9 protein-coding genes are annotated in these 12040 nt (G+C 66.4%); 6 read left to right on the top strand and 3 right to left on the bottom strand.

Annotated elements, in window-relative coordinates:
• Nucleotides 1–3: 3 nt before the first annotated feature.
• A complete protein-coding gene (locus JL11_RS13400; protein WP_054766089.1) occupies nucleotides 4–609 on the top strand; it encodes a biliverdin-producing heme oxygenase in 606 nt (201 codons plus the stop codon).
• A 21-nt stretch (nucleotides 610–630) separates the two neighbouring features.
• Here JL11_RS13400 and JL11_RS13405 read toward each other — a convergent pair whose 3' ends face one another.
• Nucleotides 631–1920 carry a PQQ-dependent sugar dehydrogenase gene (locus tag JL11_RS13405; RefSeq protein WP_054766090.1) on the bottom strand — a complete coding sequence of 430 codons (1290 nt, stop codon included), beginning with the start codon at nucleotides 1918–1920 and terminating at the stop codon, nucleotides 631–633.
• Entirely contained in the window at nucleotides 1917–2354 is a 438-nt protein-coding gene (locus tag JL11_RS13410) for a DUF2231 domain-containing protein (RefSeq protein ID WP_054766091.1), read from the bottom strand. Before JL11_RS13410 ends, JL11_RS13405 begins: the two co-directional genes overlap by 4 nt.
• 252 nt (nucleotides 2355–2606) lie before the next feature.
• On the opposite strand from JL11_RS13410, the gene JL11_RS13415 reads away from it, so the two are divergent.
• The 5 genes from JL11_RS13415 to JL11_RS13435 all read left to right on the top strand — a co-directional run bounded on the left by JL11_RS13415 (nucleotide 2607) and on the right by JL11_RS13435 (nucleotide 10088).
• Complete coding sequence (locus tag JL11_RS13415) at nucleotides 2607–3857, top strand: TetR/AcrR family transcriptional regulator (protein ID WP_054766092.1); 1251 nt, start codon at nucleotides 2607–2609, stop codon at nucleotides 3855–3857.
• Nucleotides 3858–4125: 268 nt separating this feature from the next.
• The gene (locus tag JL11_RS13420; protein WP_054766093.1) at nucleotides 4126–6351 is read left to right on the top strand and encodes a TonB-dependent receptor; all 2226 of its coding nucleotides are present in this window, start codon (nucleotides 4126–4128) and stop codon (nucleotides 6349–6351) included.
• 61 nt (nucleotides 6352–6412) lie between these two features.
• Entirely contained in the window at nucleotides 6413–7714 is a 1302-nt protein-coding gene (locus JL11_RS13425; RefSeq protein WP_054766094.1) for a hypothetical protein, read from the top strand.
• Nucleotides 7711–9279 (top strand): alkaline phosphatase D family protein, encoded by a 1569-nt coding sequence (locus JL11_RS13430; protein ID WP_054766095.1) that lies wholly within the window; start codon nucleotides 7711–7713, stop codon nucleotides 9277–9279. The genes JL11_RS13425 and JL11_RS13430 overlap by 4 nt, the downstream gene beginning before the upstream one ends.
• Before the next feature lie 20 nt (nucleotides 9280–9299).
• Nucleotides 9300–10088: an acid phosphatase gene (locus JL11_RS13435; protein ID WP_054766096.1), complete on the top strand. Its 789-nt coding sequence runs from the start codon at nucleotides 9300–9302 to the stop codon at nucleotides 10086–10088.
• A gap of 467 nt (nucleotides 10089–10555) precedes the next feature.
• Here the strand turns inward: JL11_RS13435 and JL11_RS13440 are convergent.
• Nucleotides 10556–11745, bottom strand: a protein-coding gene (locus JL11_RS13440; protein WP_165906610.1) for an IS3 family transposase whose coding sequence is annotated in 2 segments (ribosomal slippage) — nucleotides 10556–11493 and nucleotides 11493–11745 — 1191 coding nt in all. Because the reading frame shifts where the segments join, the coding sequence is not laid out codon by codon here.
• Nucleotides 11746–12040: the final 295 nt, after the last annotated feature.

Here is a 12040-nt window from a genome sequence, read left to right on the forward strand (position 1 = left end):
CTGATGATCGAAACTGAGACAAGCCGAGCCAAAAGACTGAAGGCGGCGACGCAAGGCGTGCATCAGGGCCTGGACGAAGCCGTCATGGCCGCCCGCCCCTTCGAAAGTAGCGCGCGATATGCGGAGTTTCTGCGAATTCAGCAGATATTCCATCGCGACGTGGCGGCCCTCTATAAGAACGAGGCTCTGACGGCCCTGATCCCGGATCTGGCCGCGCGGCGAAGGTATGACGCGGTGATCGCAGACCTTGGCGACCTGGAGGCCGAACCCGGCGTCGAGTCTGACAGCCCCGTATTTGAGGATCAGATCGCCGACATTCCCACGGCGCTGGGCTGGCTGTATGTGGCGGAGGGATCGAACCTGGGCGCAGCGTTTTTGCTGAAGGCGGCGGCCGGCCTGGGCTTGTCAGAGGCGTTCGGCGCCCGGCATCTGGCCGCCTCTCCGGACGGTCGCGCCAACCACTGGCGCAGCTTCACCGCCGCCCTGGACGCGGCGGAGATGACGCAGGCTCAAGAGGATCGGGCAACGGCCGGCGCCACAGCCGCCTTCGCCCGCGTGCGCGCCCTGGTGGAGGCGCACCTCGGACCGGATCAGTCGGCGGCGGCCTGAACCCCGCCGACCGTCTCCGCCTTATTGCGGCGCGACCCGCCAGACGGTGTTCGACAGATCGTCGGCGATCAGCAGGATGCGACGTTGAGGGTCGAAGGTGACGCCGACCGGCCGTCCCCTCGCCTTGCCGTCCTTGATGAAGCCCGTGACGAAATCGACGGGCTGGCCCGCCGGACGACCGGCGTTGAACGGCGCCCAGCTCACCTTATAGCCGGACAGGTCCTGACGGTTCCAACTGCCGTGCTCGCCGATGAAGGCGCCCTGGCTGAAGGCGCCGCCGAAACCACCGTCGGTGGTGAAGCTCAGGCCCAGGGCCGCCACATGGGATCCCAGGGCGTAGTCGGGCTTGACCGCCTCGGCCACCTTGTCCGGTCGCTGCGGATGGGCGCGCGGATCGACGTTCTGCCCCCAATAGCTGTAGGGCCAGCCGTAGAAGGCGCCGGGCCGCACGGCGGTCAGATAGTCGGGGGCCAGTTGCGGGCCCAACTCGTCGCGCTCATTGACCACGGCCCAGAGCGCGCTGGTGGTCGGCTCAATCGCCAGGGCCGTCGGATTGCGGATGCCGCTGGCGAGGATGCGGTGGGCGCCGGTCTGCCGGTCAATCGCCCAGACCACGGCGCGGTCCTGCTCCACCGCCATGCCGCGCTCGCCGACATTGCTGTTGGACCCGATGCCGACGTAAAGGGTCTGGCCGTCGGCGCTGGAGGTCAGGGACTTGGTCCAGTGGTGGTTGATGGCCGAGGGAAGCTCGGTCAGGACCGCGCCCGGCGCTGTGATCCGCGTCTGTCCAGGCTGATAGGGAAAGCGCAGCAAGGCGCCCTGCTCGGCGACGTAGAGGGCGCCGTCGACGAAGGCCAGGCCATAGGGCGCATCCAGATTGTCGATGAAGGTCGTGCGGAGTTCGGCCTGTCCGTCTCCGTCGGCGTCGCGCAGCAGGGTGATCCGATCCCCGCCCTTCACGCTGCTCTTGCCCTTGGCCTTGATGAGGCCGGCGATGACGTCCTTGGGACGCAGCTTGGGCGCATGGCCGCCCGACCCTTCCGCCACCAGAATGTCCCCGTTCGGCAGAACAAGAATCTGGCGCGGAATCTTCAGGTCGGTCGCCAGGGGCGTGATGGCGAAGCCGGCGGGCACGGCGGGCCGGTCGCCGTTCCAGCCCACGGGCTCGGCGATCTTCATCGGTGGAACCAGGGTCTGGTTTTGGGCCGGTAGATCGGGATTGGGACCGGTCTGTCTGAGGTTGGGATCGCTGCGGCTGCAAGCCGTCAGGGCCAGGAGCACGGCGGTCGCGCCGAGAAGGTGTCTGATCATCGTGCAATCCCCCGAACCGGCGCGGCGCTATAGGCGAACCACCCTGCGACAAGGACGAAGAGGGTGGACAGGATGGACAGGGTCAGGCCCAGGGTCCCGACCGAGCTCCATGCGTCCTGGCTGTGCTTGAAGGCGTTGATCAGGCCGCAAAGCCAAGCCAAGGCCAGGGCGACCACATAGATCAGGGTCGCCAGCCGCTGAGGGGTGCGCCAGGCCAGGACCAGCTGGACGATCGCCCACAGTCCTGCGACGCCGCCGAACACCAGGGCGCCGACGATCAGCCAGGCCGAAAAATTCGACCACTGCATCTCAGCGGTCCGCAGATAGGCGATGTCGCTGATCAGGGCCGAGGTGAACAGGGCGATCGGAAAACACAACAGTATGGCGTGGAGTGGATTGTGGGCGGGGCGCTCCGACCCTGTGGCGGCGATCATCGACCTTCAATCTCCTCGTCCGGCCTTCATCTGTCCGAACCCAATCCTCCGTTGCGGGATTTGGTTTCATCAGATCATCGAGGGAGCGCGGCCCTGGGCGGAAAGGCTGTCGCCGGCGCCATCATCTCCGCTACACAATCCGAGATTAAGCCGCGCTCGGTCCGCGACGCTTCGTCGCTGAAGACAGGGCCGTCTTCCCCGAACCTCGCGCCGCGCACTCGACAGCTCATCATCGAGACTTCATTGAAACCTATGTCTCAAGTCCAAGCGCCCAGCCGGGCCGCCGACGCCCTTCAGATCATCAAGGCCGCCATCGCCCAGGCGGCGGCCAACGGGCTCGACAGCCTGACGATGCGGGACCTCGCCCACGCCGTCGGCAAGAGCACGACGGTCATCGTCAACCTCTTCGGATCGAAGGCCGGGCTGATCCAGGCGGTGGGAGAAGAGGCGCTACGGCAGGACACGGCCTTTCACACCGCCTTCTTCGCCCCCGTCGTCGGCCTGCCGCCCAGCCGAGACGCTCTGCTGGCCTTGTTGCGGCACTATCTGCGCCTGCGCGCTTCCGAAAGCGCCGGTTTCGCGCGGATCTGGGAGGCGCTGTTGATCGACGGAGACGCCTGCGCCGAGCGTCGCGATCTCATTCGGCGCTGGACCGCGATGCGGGAAACGGCGTGGGCCGACTATCTGGCGGCTGATCCCCGGTTGGTCGACTTCGCCTCCATCATCGTGGCCTGGACCACGATGGAGCAGTTCTACGCCGGAGCCCTGGGCGAACGCGCAGACTATGAGGTGATCGCGTCCGAAGGTCTCGGCGGCCTCGTCGATCGCGCCTTCGGCGAGACCGAAAGGCCGCCGGCGGCGACCCTCTGGCACAGGGAAACCCTGATCATACCCAAGGCGCCGGCGGCCGGGCTGGACCCGGATTCGATGAAGCTGAAGCTTCTGCATATCGCGGCGGATCAGATACTGGAGCGGGGTCTGGGCGCCCTGACCAACCGGTCCGTCAGCGCCGTGGCGGGGACCTCGACCTCAACCATCGCCTATCACTGGCCCGACATGCGCCGCTTCGTCCTGGACGCGGTCTGGCACAGCGTCTTCCGCGACATGCCGCTGTATCTGGCCGGTCAGCGTCCGGAAGGCGACCCGGCGTCGGCGGACCTGGAGCGTTGGGCGCGGCTGATGGCGCCGACAGTCGCCATCGCACCCCAGTCAGAGGGCTTCTACGTCCGATACGCCAGGCTGATCGCGGGCGTGTGCATGGAGGCGCGGCGCGACCCCGCGCTGCGTGACCTGGCCATGTTGCTGCGCGGTCCCGAAGGCGGTGGCACCTATTACAATCAGGCCGGCGTCTGGCCCGCCGACTTCGATCTCAATCGGCTGGCGGCGACGCGGTTCGCCCTCTGGATCAAGGCCGCCGCCCTGACCGCTCGGGCGAGCGGAGCGCCCCTCGATGAGGCGGCGCTCAAGGCGGCCGCAACCCGGCTGGTTGCGCGTCGCACGTGACAGAACACACGTTATCGTCGTGCGCACTCAGCCCTAACTGCGGCTGACAAGAACAGTTCTAACAAGCTTCATAAAAGCATTGCGCGCGCAATCTAATGCCGCATCGTTGTCGAACATCTGTTTTTCCGCGCGACGATGCGGCCGGACTTCTCCCCAGGGTCAGGGCCCGCTTCGATCAGGAAGCGGCCAAACGGCTGTTCGACGACCTTCAACAACACATCGACACGCGAGGGTGGGGGCCCCGCGCGTCGCCCGATGGATGGTCAACATGCAACGTCTTCTTCTCGGCGCCTCGGTCGCCGTCCTCACGGCGGCGGCCCTGCCCGCCTCCGCCCAAACCCAAACCGCCTCTCAAACGGCTTCGGTCGATGACGTCATCGTCACGGCCCAGCGTCGCTCCGAATCGTCGCAGAAGGTCGCCGTGGCCCTGACCGTGGTGTCCGGCGAAACGCTGGACGACCGCAACATCCAGACCGTGAACGATCTGGAGAACACCGTGCCCAGCCTGGAGGTCGACAGCCAGCTGGGCGGCGGCCAGCCCCAGTTCCGCATCCGCGGCGTCGGCCTGACCGACTACGCCGCCAACAACACCTCGACCGTCGGCATCTATGTGGACGAAGTCGCCTATCCCTACGGCGTGATGACCCAGGGTCTGCTGTACGACATCGCCCGTATCGAGGTGCTGCGCGGCCCACAGGGCACGCTCTACGGCCGCAACACGACGGGCGGCGCGGTCAGCGTCATCACCAACGCCCCGACCGACCATGTCGCCGCAGGTCTGAACCTGAGCTACGGCAGCTATGATGCGGCCAAGATGGAAGCCTATGTCTCCGGCCCCGTCGTCGATACCCTGACCGCCCGCCTTTCGGTCGCGGCTGAATCGGGCGGAGCCTGGCAGTACAATCGCGACACCGGCGAGAGCCTGGGCGACAAGGACACCAAGGCCGCGCGCCTGCGCCTGACCTGGCGTCCGTCGGCCCAGACCGACGTCGATCTGAACCTGCACTACAGCCGCGACGAGTCGGACGGGCGGGGCCTGCGTCTGATCACCACCCCCTTCACCGCCGGCGGCGGGCGGGTCTATCCGATCGACACCGATCACCGCATCACCGGCTGGGGCATCTCGCCCTATTTCGCCCAGTTGATCGGCGCCTCGCCCAACGCCAAGCCCTTCCGGGACAATGAGGGCAAGGGCGTCAGCCTGCGACTGAACCAGGATCTGAACTGGGCCACCCTTACCGCCATCGCCAGCTACGAGACGTTCGACCGCAACGAGTTCAACGACTGGGACGCCACGGCGTCGAACGAGGCGGGCACCTTCTTCTTCAACGACATCGACACCTCGTCCCAGGAGGTCCGCCTGGCCTCGCCGGCCGGTGGTCGGGTCCAGTGGTTGGCCGGCGTTTATCACGCCAATGAATCCGTGGACGGCGGCTTCTATTCCGACTTCTCCGAAGCCAAGAGCCTGGCCTTCTGGATGAGCACCACCTACGGCCAGAAGGTCGAGACCACCGGCGTATTCGGCAATGTGGACTATCGCCTGACCGACCGCCTGACCCTGGTCGGCGGCCTGCGCTATGAGGATGAAACCCGCGAACTGAACAACTTCAAGACCGAGGTTCTGGCCCCCACCCCGTCCGTCCGGGCCACCACCTCCAAGTCGCAGGAGATGGGCGAGTGGACCGGCAAACTGGGCGTCGAATACACCCTCAGCGACGACATACTGACCTACGCCAATGTTTCGCGTGGCGTGAAGTCGGGCGGTTTCACCACCTACAACAGCGGCCTGCCGGACCAGTTGGAACCCTTCAAGTTCGAGGAGCTGATCGCCTATGAGACCGGGCTGAAGTCCAGCTTCTTCCAGCGCAAGCTTCAGTTCAACGCCGCCGCCTTCTACTACGACTATCGCGATCAGCAGCTGCAGGGCATCCTCTACACCCGCACGGGCCGCGTGGGCCGTATGATCAACGTGCCCAAGTCCCACATCCAGGGCGCAGAGATCGAGGCCGTCTGGCGTCCCCTCCCCAATCTGACCGTCACCCAGGCCCTGGCCTACAAGTACGGCGAATACGACGAGTTCTTCTTCGTCAACGCCACCGCCACCGAGGCGGCGCGCGACAAGGTGACGGGCGAGTACAACACCATCGTCTACAGCGACCGGGCGGGCGAACGCCTGCCCTTCCCCAAATGGGACTACAAGGGTTCGATCGCCTATGATTGGCGGATGGGCGACTGGGGCGTGGAGGCCCAGACCAACTACGCCTTCCGTGACGAGAAATTCAGCACCTCGGCCAACTCGATCATCGACTCCTTCTGGCTGGTCAACGCCGGCCTGACGGTGCGGCCGATGGACGGGAACTACGCCCTGGGCCTCTATGTGAACAATCTGACGGACGACTATTCCGAGGAGTCGCGCAATCGCTTCATCTCGGCCTCGACCGGTTCGCCGAACCCGCCCCGCACCTGGGGCGTGCGCCTGAGCTATCGGTACTGACGCCTTGCGGGCTTCGGTCGGTCGGCCGAAGCCCGCCCTTCTTCGTTGGGAGAGACACGCCTTGCAATTCCCCTGGAAACGTCTGGGCGGGACCGCCGCCGCCCTCGCCGCCTTGACCGCCGGAGCCGTCATGGCAGAATCGGCGCCGCAGCGGTTCACCATCGCCGTCATTCCCGACACTCAGAACTACGTCGATTTCACCCATCAGCGCGCGGAGGGCTTCGCCTTCGACGCCCGCGACCTGATGGATCAGCAGCTTCAATTCATCGCTGACAACGCCGTGTCGCGCGGCGGCGACATCGTCTTCGCGACCGCCGTGGGCGATGTCTGGCAGCACCCGATCATCGACATCGACCCGGACCATGCGGCCCGGGGCTTCCGCCCTCGCCCAGCGCCGGCAGGCGCGGGGGTCGCGGCCTGGGCGGACGGCGTGCGGAATGTCGAAATCCCGGCGGCCATCGCCGCCTACGACCGGATCGACGGCGTCCTGCCCTTCTCTGTCGTGTCAGGCAACCACGACTATGACGGCCAATGGTGGGACGAGCAGTGGCCCCAGGATCTGACGGCGCCGCCGGGCGACCTGCGTCGTCTGGGCATGATCCACATCGGCGGCCTGACCGCCTTCACCCAGGCTTTCGGCGCGACCTCGAAATATTTCAAGGACCGGCCCTGGTATGTGGCCTCTCATGACGACGGCGCCGACAGCGCCCAGGTCTTCGAGGCGGACGGTTATCGCTTCCTGCACATCGGCCTGCAGATGGCGCCGTCCGACGCCAGCCTGAAATGGGCGGAGACGGTCATCCACGCCCATCCCGGCCTGCCGACCCTGATCACCACCCACGACTTCATCGACAAGACCGGCCAGCGCCGCGCCCATCCGGTCGTCGATCTGAACGCCCTCGACCCCTTCGACAACAGCGCCCAGGGCGTGTGGGACAACCTGATCAGCCGCAATCCGCAGATCTTCATGGTGCTGAGCGGCCATCATAACGGCCAGGCCTTCCGTACCGACCTGAATCGACAGGGCGGCGCCGTCTATCAGCTTCTGTCCGACTATCAGGACCGCAATCAGACGGCGCTCGACGCCGGCCTGGCGCCGGGCCGCGCGCCGGGGATCGGCGACGGCTGGCTGCGGCTGATGATCTTCGACATGGGCGGCGATGTCCCGACCGTGCGAGTCCGCACCTATTCGACCTATTATGGGGTCTATGCGTCCGACCAGGCCGAGTACGCCCGTCGCTACAAGCCCAATGAACAGCCCCAGATGACGGACGACGCCTTTGTCGCCGCCGACGACTTCGTCATCCGCCTGGAAGATTTCCGCGCCCGCTTCGGCCCCGGCGCCGAAGAGGCCGGGCGATGATCGGCCTGAACGATCGACTGTCGCGCCGCGCCCTGATCGGGGGGCTGGTCGCCGCGCCGGTCGTCCTCCGGTTCGGCCGGGCCCAGGCGGGCGCCGATCTTTTCTCCCTCGGCGTCGCCAGCGGCGACCCTTGGCCGGACGGCTTCGTTCTGTGGACCCGCCTGGCCGCCGATCCCATAGCGCCGGACGGCCTGGGCGGTCTGGGCGATCCGATAGAGCTTCTTTGGGAGGTCGCCGCCGACGAAGGTTTCAACCGCATCGTCGCTGCGGGCCGGACCACGGCCCAGCCCGCCGAGGCCCATTCGGTCCATGTCGAGGTCCAGGGCCTGCTTCCCGGCCGCCCCTATTGGTACCGTTTCACCGCCGCCGGTCAGCGCAGCCCCGTCGGCCTGGCGCGCACGGCGCCGGCGCCCCACGCCGAGGTGGATCGGCTGAAACTGGCCGTGGCCTCCTGTTCGAACTGGGAGGTCGGCTATTTCAGCGCCTATGGCCATATGGCCGACGAGGCGCCGGACCTGACCCTGTTCCTCGGCGACTATATCTATGAATACACCCGCACCGGCGCGCGAGCGGCCAATGTGGTGCGACACTACGGCTTTGAGGACGCCACCACCCTGGCCGGCTATCGCAACCGCTACGCCCTGCACCGCACCGATCCGGACCTTCAACGTCTTCACGCCGCCGCTCCCTGTCTGGTGACCTGGGACGACCATGAGGTGCTGAACAACTATTCCGGCGTCTGGCCCGACGAGGGCGGGCGGCCCGACGACTTCCTGCGCCGCCGCGCCGCCGGCTATCAGGCCTTCTATGAAGCCATGCCGATCCGCCGCACGCGGCTGGACCGCCGGCTTCAGATGCCCATTCACAAGCGCGTCCGCTACGGCCGTTTGGCCGAGTTCTTCATGCTAGACGGACGCCAGTATCGGTCGCGCGGCGCCTGCGTCGATGAAGGCGGGGCCAAGGGCCAGATCGTGCCCGACAGCCTGTGCCTGGACCGCACCGACCCGTCGCGCACCTTCCTGGGCTTCGACCAGGAACGCTGGCTGTACGACGGTCTCGGGGGCGGCGACGCGCGCTGGACCATCCTGGGCCAGGACCTGGTCATGGCCGGGCTCCGGTTCGAAAACCCCAATGGCGAGACCCGCTACTGGACCGACACCTGGGACGGCTTCCCCGCCGCTCGCGACCGCATGACCCAGGCCCTGCATCAGCTGAAGCCGCGCAATCCCGTGGTTCTGTCCGGCGACTATCACTCCTTCTGGACCAATGACGTCCTGCTGGACAGCCGCGACGAGACCTCGCCGGTGGTGGCGACCGAGTTTGTGGGCACCTCCATCACCTCCGGCGGCCCGCCCTATGAGGGGCTGATGGCGGCCATGCCGGCCAATCCGCACATCCGCTTCTTCGAAAGCCGCGTGCGCGGCTATATGGCGATGGACGTCACCCCGGAGCGGATGATCACCCGCTATCAGGCGATCAGCGACGTGCGCGATCCCAAGGCGTCGATCTCCACCCTGAATCGCTGGGTCGTCGAGGATGGCCGCCCCGGGGCCCAACCGGCCTGATCCCGTCCAGAGTTGATTTCATGATTCGAATCCTGTCCCTGCGCGGCCGCGCCGTCGCGGCGGCCCTGGCGCTCGCCCCGTTGATCGTGCTGGCCGGATGCGCCTCCAGCCCCTCTCCCGCCCCGACCTTCTGGACCGGCTTCCGCGATCACCCGAAGGGCTATCTGACCGCAGGCGCGGCCCCTGACGCCTCCCGTTTCCTGCCGCCCCCGCCGGAGGCCGGGTCGCTGCGCGATCAGGATGACGTCGACCGGTACCGCGCCACCCGCGCCTTGAAGGACACGCCCCGCTGGGATCAGGCCCGCGCCGACAATGAGATCGAGACGCCGACCGCGCCTCGGGTCTTTGACGAGGCGCTCGGCATTCGGTTCGAGCCCGCGCGCATGCCGACCCTGACCCGGCTCCTGGGCCGGATGCTGGGGGACCTTGAGATCGTCCAGACCCCCGCCAAACGCGGCTTCTTCCGCCCACGTCCCTTCGTCACGGAACCGGCCGAAACCTGTTTCCCGCCCGAGCCCTGGCTGGCGAACAGCGGCTCCTATCCTTCCGGCCACGCCGCCCTGGGCTGGGCCTGGGCCCTGGTCCTGGCTGAAATGGCGCCGGACCGCGCCGACGCCGTCCTGGCCCGCGGCCTGGCCTATGGCGACAGCCGAATGATCTGCGGCGTCCACTACGCCAGCGACGTCGAGGCCGGCCGCCTGGTCGGCGCCGCCCTGGTCGCCGCCCTGAAGGCCGACCCCGAGTTCCAGGCCGACTTCAGCATAGCCCGCGATGAACTGGAGGCGGCGCGCCTAGAAGCGGCGCGTTGACGACTTCACGCAGGCGAACAGCTCCGGGGCGAGCTTCCGTTTCACTCATGCTTCCAAGGAGGTGGCGGAGACGGAGGGACTGCCTTCCGCTGCCAGAATTTCCTTCAAAATCAGTTAGATAACGAAAGCGGAATGTAGCGGGTGAGGGAAGCGTTTGTATCAGTTGATCGGACAACCACAAGCATCTTAGCATTGGCTGGCTGATTGGCGTCATATCATCTGTGGTCGATGATCGCGCTACCGCGCCCCCCGCCTCTTCCTAATATACTTTAGCTTGACGGCTTGCCTGTGGCGGACGCAGTCAGTCAGGCCGCCAAAGGCAACCGTTCGTCCAGAAATACCTTGAGAGTTGCGGGTTCGGTCAAACGCCCTCCCAGGATTTCGAAATACTGCTTCTCCCTGACTGCATTTGGCAGCTTAGCGCTTTTCTTCCCACGCGCTTTTGCCTCTGACGTGACCCCCGTTTCTCATCCAGCCATAACGAGAGTCCTAGGTTGATCTGAGCTGTGATCGGCTGGGTTGGCAAGAGGCCGGTCTGCGCAGCCATCAACCAGCGCAGCAGGCCGGCCGATGTGTCCGGTGAGCGCTTCTGCATAAGCCTGCGGCGTCAGCCACCCGAGCTTCGAGTGCGGACGCTGCTCGTTGTAATCGCGTCGCCACGCCTCCAGCACGGCGCGAGCGTGCGGCAGCGAGCGGAACAGCGTCTCGTTCAGCAGCTCGTCACGCAGCCGCCCGTTGAAGCTTTCGTTGAAGCCGTTCTGCTGGGGCTTGCCCGGCGCGATGTAGTGCCAGCCGACGCCGGTGTCGTCGGCCCAGGCCAGGACCGCGTTCGAGGTGTACTCCGTGCCGTTGTCGCTGACGATGGTGTCGGGCCGCCCTCGCTGCCGGATGACGGCGTCCAACTCCCGCACGACCCGCGCGCCCGACAGCGAGGTGTCGGCCACCAGCGCCAGGCACTCGCGCGTACAGTTATCGATCACCGTCAGGATGCGGAAGCGCCGCCCGTCCGTCAGCTGGTCTGCGACGAAGTCCAGCGACCAGCGCTGGTTGGGCGCCAGCGGCAGGTCCAGCGGTCGCCGCGTGCCCATCGCTCGCTTCCGGCCGCCGCGCCGGCGCACCGTCAGTTGCTCGTCGCGATAGATCCGCTGGACCCGTTTCCTGTTGACCGCATGGCCCTCGCGCCGCAGCAGCACGTGCAGGCGACGATAGCCGAACCGTCGACGTTCCTGGGCCAGGGCCTTCAGCCGGTCGCGCAGAGCGCCGTCGTCCGGGCGCGTCGCCTGATAGCGCACGCTCGTCCGATCGACGCCCAGAACACGGCACGCCCGCCTTTCGCTCATCTCGTAGGCGGCCTGCAGATGGCCAGCCGCCTCGCGATAGCCGGCGGGCGTCACCACTTTTTTCCCAGCAGGTCCTTCAGGGCCACGTTGTCCAGCATCGCGTCCGCCAGCATCCGCTTCAGCCGGGCGTTCTCATCCTCGAGCGCCTTGAGCCGCCGAGCCTCCGACACGTCGAGCCCGCCAAACTTGGCCTTCCATTTGTAAAAGGTCGCCGAGCTGACCCCGTGGCGTCGGCACACCTCCGCCGTCGCTACACCGGCCTCCTGCTCCCGCAGGATCCCGATGATCTGCTCTTCCGTGAACCTCGATCGCTTCATTCTGTCCGTCCTTCGTTGGGCGGACTCTAGCTATTCCTGGAGGAGTTTCAGGGGGTCACGTCAAGAGACAACGCTGCCCGACCAATGGGTCAAACTAATCCGCGACCCCGCTCGACCAGATGGTCCCAGAACCTACCATGACGACACGGGCGTCATGGATGGCGCGGAGAAGGCACGCCTTTGGGGAAGCGCGTCTTATTACGACGGACAAGGCCCAATCCCCATCAGGCTTCCCGATGTCATGGAGATCACGGGACTGCGTATAACCCTCGGAAAGGGGCGTGGAGTGAAGAAC

This window comes from Brevundimonas sp. DS20, from assembly GCF_001310255.1.
Lineage (GTDB): Bacteria > Pseudomonadota > Alphaproteobacteria > Caulobacterales > Caulobacteraceae > Brevundimonas > Brevundimonas aurantiaca.